14 protein-coding genes are annotated in these 13,503 nt (G+C 49.8%); 9 read left to right on the top strand and 5 right to left on the bottom strand.

The features are described 5' to 3' along the window. Positions 1-8: 8 nt before the first annotated feature. Positions 9-1,178, bottom strand: a complete 1,170-nt coding sequence (locus tag O4H47_RS06620) for a serine hydrolase domain-containing protein (RefSeq protein ID WP_269393169.1) — start codon at positions 1,176-1,178, stop codon at positions 9-11. A gap of 128 nt (positions 1,179-1,306) precedes the next feature. Beyond that, the gene (locus tag O4H47_RS06615; RefSeq protein WP_269393168.1) at positions 1,307-2,581 is read right to left on the bottom strand and encodes an MFS transporter; all 1,275 of its coding nucleotides are present in this window, start codon (positions 2,579-2,581) and stop codon (positions 1,307-1,309) included. A gap of 302 nt (positions 2,582-2,883) precedes the next feature. Between O4H47_RS06615 and O4H47_RS06610 the strand changes: the two genes are divergently transcribed. Beyond that, a complete protein-coding gene (locus O4H47_RS06610) occupies positions 2,884-3,465 on the top strand; it encodes a cell wall hydrolase (RefSeq protein ID WP_269393167.1) in 582 nt (193 codons plus the stop codon). A 44-nt stretch (positions 3,466-3,509) separates the two neighbouring features. Continuing rightward, a complete protein-coding gene (locus tag O4H47_RS06605; RefSeq protein WP_269393166.1) occupies positions 3,510-4,274 on the top strand; it encodes a GNAT family N-acetyltransferase in 765 nt (254 codons plus the stop codon). A gap of 3 nt (positions 4,275-4,277) precedes the next feature. Here O4H47_RS06605 and O4H47_RS06600 read toward each other — a convergent pair whose 3' ends face one another. From O4H47_RS06600 to O4H47_RS06590, 3 genes are all read right to left on the bottom strand, one after another. Further along, on the bottom strand, positions 4,278-5,063 hold the full coding sequence (locus tag O4H47_RS06600; protein WP_269393165.1) for a MerR family transcriptional regulator: 786 nt from the start codon (positions 5,061-5,063) through the stop codon (positions 4,278-4,280). Positions 5,064-5,162: 99 nt separating this feature from the next. Next, on the bottom strand, positions 5,163-5,354 hold the full coding sequence (locus O4H47_RS06595) for a hypothetical protein (RefSeq protein ID WP_269393164.1): 192 nt from the start codon (positions 5,352-5,354) through the stop codon (positions 5,163-5,165). A 160-nt stretch (positions 5,355-5,514) separates the two neighbouring features. Continuing rightward, positions 5,515-7,110: a phosphoenolpyruvate carboxykinase gene (locus O4H47_RS06590; protein ID WP_269393163.1), complete on the bottom strand. Its 1,596-nt coding sequence runs from the start codon at positions 7,108-7,110 to the stop codon at positions 5,515-5,517. Positions 7,111-7,454: 344 nt separating this feature from the next. Here O4H47_RS06590 and O4H47_RS06585 point away from each other — a divergent pair, with 344 nt between their 5' ends. From O4H47_RS06585 to ahcY, 7 genes are all read left to right on the top strand, one after another. Beyond that, positions 7,455-8,165: a response regulator transcription factor gene (locus tag O4H47_RS06585; RefSeq protein ID WP_269393162.1), complete on the top strand. Its 711-nt coding sequence runs from the start codon at positions 7,455-7,457 to the stop codon at positions 8,163-8,165. A gap of 5 nt (positions 8,166-8,170) precedes the next feature. Next, a complete protein-coding gene (locus tag O4H47_RS06580) occupies positions 8,171-9,949 on the top strand; it encodes a stimulus-sensing domain-containing protein (protein WP_269393161.1) in 1,779 nt (592 codons plus the stop codon). 9 nt (positions 9,950-9,958) lie between these two features. After that, the gene (locus O4H47_RS06575; protein ID WP_269393160.1) at positions 9,959-10,429 is read left to right on the top strand and encodes an HPr kinase/phosphorylase; all 471 of its coding nucleotides are present in this window, start codon (positions 9,959-9,961) and stop codon (positions 10,427-10,429) included. A 121-nt stretch (positions 10,430-10,550) separates the two neighbouring features. Further along, positions 10,551-10,952, top strand: coding sequence for a PTS sugar transporter subunit IIA (locus O4H47_RS06570; RefSeq protein ID WP_269393159.1), 402 nt, complete (start codon positions 10,551-10,553; stop codon positions 10,950-10,952). 9 nt (positions 10,953-10,961) lie between these two features. Continuing rightward, positions 10,962-11,282 carry an HPr family phosphocarrier protein gene (locus O4H47_RS06565; protein WP_269393158.1) on the top strand — a complete coding sequence of 107 codons (321 nt, stop codon included), beginning with the start codon at positions 10,962-10,964 and terminating at the stop codon, positions 11,280-11,282. A gap of 66 nt (positions 11,283-11,348) precedes the next feature. Then, positions 11,349-11,852: a DUF2937 family protein gene (locus tag O4H47_RS06560; protein ID WP_269393157.1), complete on the top strand. Its 504-nt coding sequence runs from the start codon at positions 11,349-11,351 to the stop codon at positions 11,850-11,852. A 99-nt stretch (positions 11,853-11,951) separates the two neighbouring features. Then, on the top strand, positions 11,952-13,355 hold the full coding sequence (ahcY, locus tag O4H47_RS06555) for an adenosylhomocysteinase (RefSeq protein ID WP_269393156.1): 1,404 nt from the start codon (positions 11,952-11,954) through the stop codon (positions 13,353-13,355). Positions 13,356-13,503 lie beyond the last annotated feature (148 nt).

Below are 13,503 nucleotides of genomic sequence, written 5' to 3'. Positions count from 1 at the left end.
TGCAATTACTACTCACACGTGGAGGGGATCGACCTTAAGTCTTGCTCAAGCGAAAATAGGTTGAAGGTAAAAGCGAAGAACTGATTTATCGCCTCGTCATCCGGTTCTGCGTTCATCAACAAGATCACGCCCCGCTGCATGTCCTTGTTGAAAACTGCAAAACTCACCGCACCGGGGTCCCCACCTGTGTGTCCCCAAAATGTTGTACGTTCAGGTAAGGGGCCTTTGAGGCGGAATTTTTCGAAGAATAGTCCATAGCCTTTTTGGTCACCCGCCAACAAGTCCGCGTAAAGCGGCTGAAATCCTTCTTTGGTGATAATGCGGTCCCCATTCAACTCGCCCTCCTTCATCAACATGGCCATGAATTTGGAAAGATCGGTAATCGATGAGCGCAATCCTCCATCTGGCCATGAGGCTAGGCTGTAGAATGCGTTGGGCGCAAAACCGTCCAAAGGCACATCATAATAGGGCCGAGCGAGCCCCCCAGCTGGATAGTCACTGAGGTGCCAAAAGGTATGATCCATACCCAATGGCGTAAGAATTTGGGATCGGACTTGTGCGTCAAATGGCGTGCCCGTTGCTTTTTCCAACGCGTAAGCGGCAAGGGCTGAGCCAATGTTGGAATAGTTGTATTCCCCATATGCCGCAAAATTTGCACGCTGATCAAAGTGCTTGCCGTCTTGTGCCAAATAGTCTTTTAGATATTGGCCCAACGAAGTTGGGTGGTCAGCGCCTTGGTGATAAGTTGCTGTTGAAAAATAATGATCGGGTCGATCAATAATGCCACTGCGATGTCGCGCCAAATCCTTAAATGTTATCCGGTGAGCATTTTTTGAACCGATTTCAAAATCAAGAAAATGAGCGATCGGTTGATCTAATCTGATTTGCCCCTTTTCGACCGCTTGCGCCAAAGCAACGCCAATAAACATCTTGGACGTTGAGCCCAAAGTGAACGCGGTTTCCCCATTAATGCGGTCACCTTTGTCTTTGTCGGCCAATCCAAAGCACATTTGCCCAATAGCGCCCTCAGGGCCAACCAATGCCAGCGCGGCGCCAGCGATGTTTTGGTCTTCAAAGGCCGCTTGTGCTTCGGCTTTAAAGGTTTCCAATTTGGTTTGTGCAAGGGCTGGCTGCATCATCGCAGCCAAAATAAGGCCTGCGCCAATTATTGATTTCATGTTTCTCTCCACGAATGTTGAACGCCTTATATGGCACAACATCGTGTGAGTTCAATATCAATCAAAAATATATTTTATGAAAGTAATACTTTAATTTATAAGTTGATAGTTTTCATTCATGTCTTGTCCTATCGCGCCGTCAATTGTTCTTTGCGAGCACGCATTCTGGGCTGGAGCAACAAATAGAGGCACGTGATGGCCAAGCAATAAACCGCATTGAACCAGCTTTGGCTAACCAGATTAATACCCAAATCAATTAGCCCACCCGCAATGCCCGGACCCGCAGCAGAAGCAAATACCATCACGGCGATGGCCAATGAACGAACCGCTCCAATATGGGCAGTGCCATACATTTCTGCCCATAACGCACCAAAAACAGACGGCGCCATGCCCCCGCCCATTGCCAAGACCATCAAGAACAAGGGAATTGACCAGACTTCACTCAGGTTCGCCATAATCAAACAGGCAATGCCGATGGGGATATACATAAAAGGCAACAGCCGAAATGCGCCAAAACGATCCACCAAAAAGCCCGTAAGAATGGAAACCGAAACACCAGTGACCGACATAATGGGGAACCAGGCGGTATAAGTGGCCACCGACCAACCCTTAATGCCGACCAGATGCGCCTGATGGAAAAAATAGATGGTGGCGAGTGCGGGCAGGGTCATTGCCCCAAAAGCCAGCGCATAAAACAAAGGGTCGCGCAAAACCTTACGCCGCCGCCATTCGGTGCCCGACAGCATGTCATTTTGATCGGCATCTGGGTTTATGTCACCCCGCGCCTTTGCGCGTTTTCCATCGGGTGGATCACGCAACAAAAACACAATCAGCGGCAGCATCACCAACATTAAAAACCCAGCACCAATTGCCCAAATGTCGCGCCAACTCATGCTGGCAATAGCAAGGGTGATGATGAAAGGCAAAAGCGCTTCCCCCGCCGTATAGCCCATTTGTGAAAAAGCAAGCGCGCGGCCACGAAAACGATTGAACCATCTTGCCATTGCGGTTTGGGCGATATGGGGCAGCATCCCTTGGCCGAAAAACCGCAAGCCAAACAAGATCAGGCACAAAACAATCCAATGGTTGACCATCGACATGGCCAGCGCCATCAGCGCCAAACCGATCGTGCACACAATGGCCAAAAATCGTGGCCCCAGCTTGTCAGTTACCTGCCCAACAGCGGCGATCAATATTGCACTAAAGATCGTCGCAAGCGTGTACAAACCCGCAAACTGGCCATCTGTCAGGTCAAAAAAGGCCCGAATGTCGCTGTTGAACTGGGCGATGAATAGCGTTTGTCCGCCCATTGAGGCGAAGGTCATCATAAACCCCGCGCCAATCCACTGCCATTGGCGAGACGTCAATTCAGAAAGCGGCGGACTTGGCGAAACAAGCGACATGGTGAACCTTGGTTTAGACTGTGGGGGCTGAACGTGATTGGAATCAGCGTGCAGGAAAAGAGCGGGCAATAGGCTGTAAAGTATTAAATTGGTACGTCCAATTTGTGTTTCTGCCAAGCCCTAGACTTACTTCAGCTAGGAGAAATGAGGTATTTTGGTGCACAAAAGCCACGAATTCCTATCAATTAACGAAATGTAAAAAAATGTGGTTAACTATGACTTAACAACGTGCTGGCTTCGCGCTAAAACTAAACCTATGGTGCATCCAGCCGGTCGGGTTGGGGAATTTGGGACTTTTGCTTGTGGTACGTTTTTTAAAGCAATTCGGGTTGGCTTGTGCACTTGTGCTCCTTGCTGCACTGCCTGCTGCTGCGCAGCAGCAAACAACCCACCTCACACCGCAATTGCTTGCGGCCTATGCAAAAACCAAATTCACCCCGACCGCTGATAAACTCAAAAACGTGCAAGCCGAAAAAGACTGCCTTACCAAAGCGGTCTACCACGAAGCGCGTGGCGAACCAGAAGCCGGTCAATGGGCGGTTGCGCAAGTCATCCTTAATCGAGTGAAAAGCCGCAAATATCCAAATACGGTGTGTGGCGTTGTCTACCAAAATGCCCATAAGGCCAACCGATGTCAGTTCTCATTTGCTTGTGACGGCAAGTCCGATAGTGGCGGCAACGGCAACCGCATTGTCCGGGTGAGTTGGGTCAAGGCAGGTCTGATCGCCAATTATGCCTATAAGCAATACCAGCAGCGCAAACCTTCAAAAATTCTGCCTGAAACCGCGCTTTTCTATCACGCCAAACGTGTGCAGCCCAAATGGGCGTCAGCCTACCAGCCAGTAAAACAAATTGGCGCGCATATCTTCTATACACCGCTCTAATCGGCTGCTAACTTTTCAACATGATCTGTTGAAAGGGCGCATTGATGTCTTCACTTCAAAACCTTGAACTCTGTTGGCAGGTGGAAGAAGCGTGTGCTGCTGCGTGGCCGGCAGGCCAGACAGTGCAGTGCCAAGGATTTGAGTTGCGGCAGACCGATGGCACACCCTCGCGTCGCATCAATTCGGTAAACCCCACGGCCGCATATGGGCTTATTGACCAACATTTGCTCAATACCGCCGATGAATTTTATAAGCAGCAGAACCAAAGCACGATTTTTCGAGTGCCTGATATGGTGCCCGAACTAGAGCGTTTCTTGGATGGCCAAAATTTCGCGCCGCCAGAAGCCCGCACAAAAACCCTATTGGCCCCAAATATGTTCGGCTTTGAATGGCAACAAGATGTACAACTGACCACGCATGCCGACGATAGATGGCTGCAATTTGCATCAGACCGGGCGCATTTTCAACCTGATCATCGCATCAAGTTTCGCCAGGCACTGCTCAATATTGGTTTCCCAATTTTATTCGCTCACATTGAAGAAGACCAGGAAATAGCGGCCATTGCCTATGCTGTGGTTGTTGAAGATGTGGCCATCATCGAGTCCGTGGAAACAGCACCCAAATTTAGACGCCAAGGTCGTGCGGCAATGCTTTTGTCGAGTTTGCTTGCAAAATGTCGGAGCTTGGGCGCAACCAAAGCGGCGCTGCAAGTTGTTGCCGAAAACACCGCAGCGCGCGCCTTATATGAAAAGCTCGGCTTTACTGTCGAGCTTTATGATTATCATTATCGAACCAAGCCGCTAACGTGAGCCTTAGTCCAAACAGCGTTTGGCAAATGCCACCATCGCCTGAGATAAATAAGGGGTAAACCCTGTCGCCAACGCCTCATAGCGCGCAACAAAATCTGGATGGCTTTGGTACAATTGTGCAAGTCCAATGTAGGCAGATTGGTCAGGTTTTTTGCCCCACCATTGCCCCACCCACTGGTGGTGCCGCTTCATGGCCACATTCAATGCCTCATCTTCGCTTGTGATCCCACTTTGAAACGCAAGGATAATTTCTCCTTCAATCTCTTTAAGTTCTCCCATGCGCTGGGCGATCAGTTGGTCCTTTTTGCCATCCGCGTCTTTTTCCAGTTTATTGCGCGCCAAATCGATATCTGGCGTCATGTGCGGTCCATGGTGATCAACCAACCATTGCTCATGTTCGCGTTGCTTTTTTGTTGAAAAGCCTTTGTATAGATCGTCCACTTTCATTTTTTCATTTCCCAATAGCTCATCGATTGTGCGGTCAATCGTTCTTATGAGTTGGTTTTGGCGACGCGCCTGCAATTGTAATTGTTTCTTGTGTTCAATCAGCAATCGCGCACGATCTGCATTGGTATTTTTCAGCGCCTTGGCGATTTGGTGCAAACTTAGTCCCATGTCCTTAAAGAACAGGATTTGTTGAAGCTTCACCAATTCATCTCGCGTGTAATACCGGTAGTTGTTCGCGCCAATATAGGCGGGTTCAAGCAAGCCAATTTTGTCATAATGGTGCAACGTGCGTACCGAAACGCCCGCCATCTGTGCAACCTGTTTGACCCTGTAGCTTTGCATAACCCTTTTCCTTCCGCTGAAAAGAGAAATAGTCCGTGACGTAGCGTCAGGGTCAAGCCACAATTTTCAACAAAATTTGGAGCGTTTCAATGGGAGTGTCTAGCGGCGCTTTAGACCAATCACGATTGCCATCACAATGCCCGCAAATGTCCAAAGCGCGATATTTTGAAGGATGAACTCAAGGTCGATTTTCTTTTCCAAGACAAATACACTTGCCACCCCGAACATTGTTCCGGTGATCACGGCCCAAAAGGCACCGAACGCCCAATCTGCACGCTGCAAAATACTCATAAACCACCCAATAAAATATGTCTTTGTTCCGCAATCTTGTGCGCTGCGGTGAGTTTTATCGCTGAAAATTATCAGTTTGAACGGGCAGTGTCTAGCCAAACAGCAACGAACCCGGGGGCGTACCCCCAGGCTCTGGATCGTTTAAAACATTGAGGCGAGCTTAAGCTGCGCTGCTCAGACTTGGGCCAGCATTGGCCAGTTCTTCTGCGCTTGAGCCAAATTTAACGAAGTTCTCTTCGAACAATTTGACCAGCTTTTCTGCCTGTGCATCGTATGCCTTGCCGTCTTCCCAAGTGGTGCGTGGTTCAAGCAAGCTTGGATCAATACCTTCCACAACGGTTGGGACTTCAAAACCAAAGATCTCATCGGTGCGCATCGGTGTGTTCACCAATTCACCCGATAGGGCGCTGGTCAACAATGTGCGTGTATCTTTAATTGAAATACGCTCGCCAACTCCATAAGGACCACCGGTCCAACCTGTGTTCAGCAACCAGCATTCTGCAAGGCTTTCACCCAATTGCTTTTTCAGCATTTTGCCGTAAACGCTTGGGTGTAATGACATGAACGGCGCGCCAAAGCAGGCTGAAAATGTTGCCTGAGGTTCTGTTACACCGCGCTCTGTGCCAGCCACTTTTGCAGTATAGCCAGACAAGAAGTGGTAGATGGCCTGATCTGGGGTCAAACGCGCAATTGGTGGCAAAACGCCAAATGCATCTGCGGTCAACAAGATCACTGATTTGGGTGTTGGGCCCATGCCTGTGCGGCTCACATTGTCCAAAGCGGTCAATGGATATGCAGCGCGGGTGTTCTCGGTCTTAGAACCATCGTTGAAATCGGGCTTAAGCGTTTCTTCGTCCAGAACAACATTTTCAAGCACAGTGCCGAAACGTTCTGTCGCGCCAAAAATCTCTGGCTCAGCTTCGCGAGACAATTTGATGGTTTTTGCATAGCAACCGCCTTCAAGGTTGAAAACGCCATCTTTGTGCCAGCCGTGCTCATCATCGCCAATCAATGTGCGTTCTGGGTCAGTGGACAAAGTTGTTTTACCAGTGCCTGAAAGCCCAAAGAACAAAGCCGTATCGCCATCTTTACCAATGTTTGCAGAGCAGTGCATCGGCAGAACGCCATTTTGCGGCGCATGAAAGTTGAACAATGAGAAAACAGATTTTTTGATTTCGCCAGCATAAGCTGTACCGCAAATGAGCACCATATTGCGGCTGAAATCCAACAGAATTGCTGTCTCTGAGCGTGTGCCATGCCGTTCAGGATCCGCTTTAAAACTTGGCAAATGAACAATGGTCACACTTGCGTCGAAATTGCCCAAGGCATTAAGCGCAGGGCGGATCAACAAGTTGCGAATGAACAATGCATGCCAAGCGTTCTCGGTGAACACTTCAACATTCAATTGTTGTGACACGTCAGCCCCAGCATACAACTGCTGCACAAACAAATCTTTGTCTTTTGTTGCAGCAAGCAGGTCTGAAAGCAGCAGGTCAAACTTTTCAGTTGAGGTCGCTTTTGCATTGTCCCACCAAACGGTGTCATGGGTTAGCGCATCATCAACAATAAATTTGTCTTGGGCAGAACGACCAGTATGCTGACCTGTGTCAGCAACCAATGCGCCGTCAGCGCTAAAGATAACTTCTTCGCGCTTAATTGCATGAGACGCCAAAACAGGTGCCTTATCATTGTAAGAAAGCGACTTTGCGTTCGCTTGTATGGTCTGATTAATTTCCCGCCGTGTGATGGTGCTCATCGGGCTGATCCTGCTGTCTTTAGTGAAAAATGCCGCCAGAAGGAGTAATTTCCCTCTTTCGGTCAAAAGAACCTAAGCTCTTGGATGCGGTTTTTCCATCTGGCGATAGGTCGTACGACCTTTGTCTAATCCGGTTAAATAGCTAAAATATATGGTAAATTTTAGCATTTTTCCTTCCTGATCGATTTATAGAGCTTGTGCACAAACCCACTAAGCAATGTTTGGTTTTCTCAACTAGTTTCCTTGGCGGACACAATTTGTGCGCAATTCTTTGAGCAATGAGACGGGCAATATTGATTTTCACCCTGTACCAATCATATAAGGTGAGGCCGAAAGGAATAAATATGCCAAAGATCGCGCTTGTAGATGATGACCAGAATATTCTCGCCTCGGTTTCAATGACCTTGCAGGCAGAAGGCTATCACGTCAGCACCTACACCGACGGGGCCTCAGGTCTTGAAGGGCTAACTTCTGATATGCCAGACTTGGCCATCTTGGATATTAAGATGCCGCGCATGGATGGTATGGAGCTGTTGCGTCGACTGCGTCAAAAATCCGATATCCCGGTCATTTTCCTCACCTCAAAAGATGATGAAATTGACGAGCTTTTTGGCTTAAAAATGGGCGCAGACGATTTTATCACCAAGCCCTTCTCTCAGCGACTGCTTGTTGAGCGGGTCAAAGCCATTTTGCGGCGCGCCCAAGCGCGGCCCGAAGGTAGCGCACAATCAACGGATGGCACACCATCCAAGTCCGTGCTTGAGCGTGGGCGTTTGACAATGGACCAAGAGCGACACACCAGCACCTGGGACGCAAAAAACGTCACATTGACAGTGACCGAGTTTTTGATCCTCTTCGCCCTTGCGCAACGTCCTGGCGTCGTTAAGAGCCGCGACAGCTTAATGGATGCGGCATATGATGATCAGGTGTACGTCGATGATCGCACGATCGATAGCCATATCAAGCGATTGCGCAAAAAGTTCCGTGTTGTTGACAAGGAATTTGACATGATCGAAACATTGTATGGTGTTGGTTATCGCTTTAAGGAGCAATAAGCGTTTTGACCCCAGAGAGTGCATCTTCGCATTCCAAAACCAACAAGCACCAAAAGCCGCAAGGCGCGGCCAACGGTGAACGTGTGTCTGGGCGACCCCGTTCCAAAATCTCAGCTTTTGTGCGTTCAATTCAACGTGTGTTTGGGTACACAGTATTCTCTTCCCTGACGCGACGCATTGTGGTGCTTAACCTTGCCGCCCTCGCCGCGCTCGTTATCGCCATTTTATATTTGAACCAATGGCGCGCTGGGCTTATCGATGCGCGCGTGGTCAGTCTGCGTGTACAAGGCGAAATTATCGCCGGCGCCATCGCTGCCTCCGCAACAGTAGATTCGGATGTGATCACTGTTGATCCCGATAAGTTCTTACAGTTGCAAGGCGAAGACCCCAATTCGACACTTAGCTTCTTTGACCAGTCGCTAGAGTTCCCCATCAACCCTGAGCGCGTCGCCCCCTTGTTGCGCAATCTCATCACGCCAACTGGAACGCGCGCGCGCATTTATGATCGATCAGGATTGTTGATCCTTGATAGTGATAATATCTACGCTCGCGGGGAAGTTTTGCGGCAAATTTCGCCAGCAACTGACACAGAATCATTGTTTTTTGTTGACTGGTGGAACAGGTTTTTCCGCAGGCTAAGGGCCGGTGAGTTCCCACGCTACCAAGAATACTCGGGCGCAGACGGGGCAAAATACCCCGAAGTGAGAACCGCCTTGTCAGGCGCTACCGCATCCATTGTGCGCGTTGATGTGAACGATAGGTTGTTGGTATCAGTTGCTGTGCCCGTGCGGCGATTAAAAACCAATGTGGGGGTGCTCTTGCTTTCAACAGCACCCGGCGACATTGACCATGTGGTGGAAAAAGAGCGTTGGAATGTATTTAAGATCTTTTTGATCGCTGCCTCGGTGACCACCATCATGTCATTATTGTTGGCGGGCACAATCGCTGGTCCCATGCGCCGCCTGTCCGCCGCCGCGCAGCGGGTGCGCTCTTCAATGACCGCGCGTGAGGAAATTCCGGACTATACAGACCGGCCAGACGAGATTGGGCATTTGTCTGGCTCTTTGCGTGATATGACCAACGCGCTTTACAATCGGATTGAAGCCATTGAAAGTTTTGCCGCGGACGTGGCGCACGAACTCAAGAACCCGCTAACGTCCTTACGCAGCGCGGTGGAAACCTTGCCCGTCGTCAAAAATGATGAAGACCGTTTAAGGCTCACTTCAATCATTCAGCATGACGTTCGGCGCCTTGATCGGTTGATAACGGATATTTCCAAAGCCTCGCGTTTGGATGCTGAGTTGGCGCGAGAAGAAATTGGCAAAGTCAATATTTCTGGTTTGGTGGCAACAATCGCTGAAATTCAATCTGAAACCGCAGCCAAGCGCTCGGTGACAATTGAACTCACAGACCACCTAAAAGAAAATCAGCAAATTGTTCCAGGACACGAGGGGCGTTTGGCGCAGGTCGTCACAAATCTCATCGACAATGCTGTTTCCTTTTCCCCCGAAGGCGCTATTGTTGAAATTGCGCTAGAGCGCGCGGGCAAAGTGGTGAACATTATTGTGAAAGACCAAGGGCGCGGCATTCGCGGCGAGGCAGAGCAAATCTTCAAGCGGTTTTACACTGATCGCCCCACCAGTGATGGCTTTGGCAATCATTCTGGATTGGGCCTGTCAATTTCGCAACAAATTGTTGAGGCTCACCGCGGTACAATACAGGCTCAAAACAGAACCGATCGATCAGGGGCGGAATTTATCGTTCGTCTCCCAACAACGACTTAGAGGCCAATTATGTCAAAAGAACCAGAAAACGTCTTCGGAACCGGCATCACATATGATGGATACGGTATATTGTTACGTGGTCAGTCCGGGGCGGGAAAATCTTTGTTGGCGCTTGATCTGTTGGATCGCGCGGAGAACTTTAACAAAGAAGCATTTTTGATTTCCGATGATCGCGTGCTGCTGCATGTGGATGGTGATGATGTCATGTGCAGCTCGCCTCCCCAAATTGCAGGCCAAATTGAATTGCGTGGGTGTGGGGTCATTGAGCGGCCAACAACAGATCAAACCAAAATTCACCTGGTGATAGATCTTGTGGGTGAATTGGACCGTATGCCTGAAAATGAAGAGTTTGAAACAGAACTCTTAGGCGTGAAGGTTGCACGGTGTCCCGTGCCTGTTCGCTCCCTCATTGACAGTGTTCACCAAAGGTTGCTGGTCACAGAGGCGATCAAACGTGTGATGAAAGCGGACGCAAGTTAGTTGGAGTTGGGCCCGCACTAATGCAGGTCTTTCACTTTAGACTTGCATGTGGCTTCGATCGCCGTAAAAAATAGCAAAGAACAATAAAGGCGAAAAACTCGCCTATTGAGGAGCGTCATATATGATTGGCATGGTTTTGGTGACACATGGCAAACTTGCGGATGAGTTTCGTTCCGCGCTTGAGCATGTGGTTGGGCCCCAAGAACAATGCGAGGCTGTAAGCATTGGGCCCGATGATGACATGGAAATGCGCCGGCAAGATATTTTGGACGCGGTACACAGTGTGGACAGTGGCGAAGGTGTGGTTATTCTCACCGACATGTTTGGCGGTACACCGTCAAATCTTGCCATTTCAGTAATGGAAAATCGTGAAGTGGACGTTATTGCAGGGGTAAACTTGCCCATGCTGGTTAAACTGGCCCGCGTGCGCCCCGACATGAAAATGCGCGACGCAGTGCACGAAGCTCAAGATGCTGGCCGCAAATACATAAATGTGGCCAATGATGTGTTGGGCGGCGTTTAGGACCTTACCATGCCGCACTCCTGTCATCCTGAAAAAGAACTAGGACAGCGCCTAACAATTGTAAACCAGCGAGGTCTGCATGCGCGGGCCTCTGCTCGATTTGCGCGCACGGCCGAATGCTTCAACGCTGAAATTTCAGTGACACGCGATGGGGTGACGGTAGGCGCATCCTCGATCATGGGGTTGATGATGTTGGGCGCAGGGCCAGGCTCAACCGTTTTGGTCCGCGCCAAAGGCGTACAGGCACGCGAGGCGCTAGAGGCGATCGCGGCTTTGATTGAATCGGGTTTTGACGAAGACACCGACGGTGTCAAAGAAAAACAGGCTTAGGTTGGGCCAAACGATCAAATCTCGCAGTGGGTTTTGTCGTTACAGCCGCAAAGGTGGGAGGCGAAAATGCGAACACCATTTTTGCTAGTGGGGGCCTTGGCGGGCGGCATAACTGCCTCCCAATACCCCGAATACGCGCAACAATATCATCAGCGACTTGGCGGCGCAGTGGCCGAACTTGGCGTCGTGATTGAAAATTTTGATATTGATGCAGCAAATCAAGGACTCAGTCGAGAACAAGCGCTGGCCCGCTATAGTGCGTCCAACGATCAGTTTTTGGTTGAGCGCGGCACATCGATTGGCCAATCGATTGCCAGATTTGAAAACCTGAAAGCCCATCAGCAAGCTCTGATTAATGCGGGGCCGGTACAAGAGCTCACCGCTTTCACCTCTCATCTCGATCCCAAATTGCTCTCTGACACATTGAACGCCTATAAGCCCGCTGTTCCTGTAACGGCATCGGGCCTCACGTTTGCGGGCATTGGCTTGCTGATTGGGTTGGGTCTCTTCAGGCTCGTGTGGGGCATATTTGCTTGGCCATTTCGTCGCCGTGTTCGGATTTCGCGTTAACGCTCTGTTCGGGATATAAGTAATTCTTTATATCTTTATTGAATGGTAAAGGATGAGCGCGTATGAATAGCGCCAAACGGGTTCAATAGGAGACGCAGCATGAGCGCCTTAACACAAGAATATGCGGTAAAAGATCTTTCACTGGCTCAATGGGGTCGGACTGAAATTGAAATGGCCGAAATTGAAATGCCCGGCCTTATGGCCATTCGCCGCGAGTTCGCCGCAGCACAGCCCTTAAAAGGCGCGCGCATCGCGGGTTCTTTGCATATGACCATTCAAACAGCTGTTTTGATTGAAACATTGGTGGCTTTGGGTGCCGATGTGCGCTGGGCGTCATGCAACATCTTTTCAACTCAAGACCACGCCGCCGCCGCAATTGCTGCTGCAGGCATTCCAGTGTTCGCCCATAAAGGCGAAACGCTTGAAGAATATTGGGACTTTGCAGACCGCATTCTTGATTGGGGCAATGGCGAAACCGCCAATATGATCCTTGATGATGGTGGCGATGCGACCATGTTGGTGCTCACCGGTGCAAAAGCCGAAATTGACCCAACAGTGCTTGATCACCCAAAAAGCGAAGAAGAAGAATATTTCGCCGCGCAAGCCAAGAAACGTATTGCGGCGAACCCCGGTTTCTACGCCAAAGTGCGTGAAAATCTGCGCGGTGTTTCAGAAGAAACAACAACCGGTGTGATGCGTTTGTATCAATTGGCCGAGCGCGGTGAATTGCCATTCCCAGCGATCAATGTGAACGACAGCGTCACCAAATCAAAGTTCGACAATAAATATGGCTGCCGCGAAAGCTTGGTCGATGCCATCCGTCGCGGTACTGACGTAATGATGGCGGGTAAAGTCGCCATTGTTTGTGGTTATGGCGATGTGGGTAAAGGTTCTGCCCAGTCTTTGGCGGGCGCTGGTGCGCGCGTATTGGTGACCGAGGTTGATCCCATCTGTGCATTGCAAGCGGCAATGGACGGCTTTGAAGTTGTCACGCTAGACGACGCAGCCCATCGCGCTGATATCGTTGTGTCTTGTACGGGCAACAAAGGTATCGTGACTCTTGACGCAATGCGCAAGCTCAAAGACATGGCCATCGTTTGCAATATTGGTCACTTCGATAATGAGATTGAAGTGGCAGAATTGCAGAACTTCAAATGGACCAATGTGAAACCGCAAGTGGACATTGTGCACCTAAGCGACGACAGCCGGATCATCCTATTGTCTGAAGGACGCTTGGTGAACTTGGGCAACGCAACCGGTCACCCAAGCTTTGTGATGAGCGCCTCTTTTGCCAACCAAACATTGGCGCAAATTGAATTGTGGACCAAGGCCGAGCAATATGAGAACGCGGTTCATGTGTTGCCGAAACATCTGGACGAAAAAGTTGCAGAATTGCACTTGGAAAAATTGGGCGCAAAGCTGACAAAACTCAGCCAAGAACAAGCCGACTATATTGGCGTGCCAAAAGACGGCCCGTTCAAACCAGAACAATATCGCTACTAGGTTTTGCCTTTAAATTTGCGACTGCGATTCATTCGCAGAACATTTCAAGATCAGGGTGGCCTCGTGCCACCCTTTTTTGTTCATGGCTGCATTTTGACTCTTGTTGGCGGATTCGCCGTAGGGGTATGGTTAGGTGATTCGGTTTGGC

The sequence above is a fragment of the Maritalea porphyrae genome (genome assembly GCF_027213965.1).
Lineage (GTDB): Bacteria > Pseudomonadota > Alphaproteobacteria > Rhizobiales > Devosiaceae > Maritalea > Maritalea porphyrae_A.
The sequence above is the reverse complement of the archived record's forward strand: the minus strand, read 5'-3'. Positions and strand labels throughout refer to the sequence as shown.

Bases quoted from the DNA above. Each gene is read 5' to 3' on its own strand.
- O4H47_RS06620 (WP_269393169.1), bottom strand. From the start codon at position 1,178: ATGAAATCAATAATTGGCGCAGGCCTTATTTTGGCTGCGATGATGCAG.
- O4H47_RS06615 (WP_269393168.1), bottom strand. From the start codon at position 2,581: ATGTCGCTTGTTTCGCCAAGTCCGCCGCTTTCTGAATTGACGTCTCGC.
- O4H47_RS06605 (WP_269393166.1), top strand. From the start codon at position 3,510: ATGTCTTCACTTCAAAACCTTGAACTCTGTTGGCAGGTGGAAGAAGCG.
- O4H47_RS06600 (WP_269393165.1), bottom strand. From the start codon at position 5,063: ATGCAAAGCTACAGGGTCAAACAGGTTGCACAGATGGCGGGCGTTTCG.
- O4H47_RS06595 (WP_269393164.1), bottom strand. From the start codon at position 5,354: ATGAGTATTTTGCAGCGTGCAGATTGGGCGTTCGGTGCCTTTTGGGCC.
- O4H47_RS06590 (WP_269393163.1), bottom strand. From the start codon at position 7,110: ATGAGCACCATCACACGGCGGGAAATTAATCAGACCATACAAGCGAAC.
- O4H47_RS06585 (WP_269393162.1), top strand. From the start codon at position 7,455: ATGCCAAAGATCGCGCTTGTAGATGATGACCAGAATATTCTCGCCTCG.
- O4H47_RS06575 (WP_269393160.1), top strand. From the start codon at position 9,959: ATGTCAAAAGAACCAGAAAACGTCTTCGGAACCGGCATCACATATGAT.
- O4H47_RS06570 (WP_269393159.1), top strand. From the start codon at position 10,551: ATGATTGGCATGGTTTTGGTGACACATGGCAAACTTGCGGATGAGTTT.
- O4H47_RS06565 (WP_269393158.1), top strand. From the start codon at position 10,962: ATGCCGCACTCCTGTCATCCTGAAAAAGAACTAGGACAGCGCCTAACA.
- O4H47_RS06560 (WP_269393157.1), top strand. From the start codon at position 11,349: ATGCGAACACCATTTTTGCTAGTGGGGGCCTTGGCGGGCGGCATAACT.
- ahcY (WP_269393156.1), top strand. From the start codon at position 11,952: ATGAGCGCCTTAACACAAGAATATGCGGTAAAAGATCTTTCACTGGCT.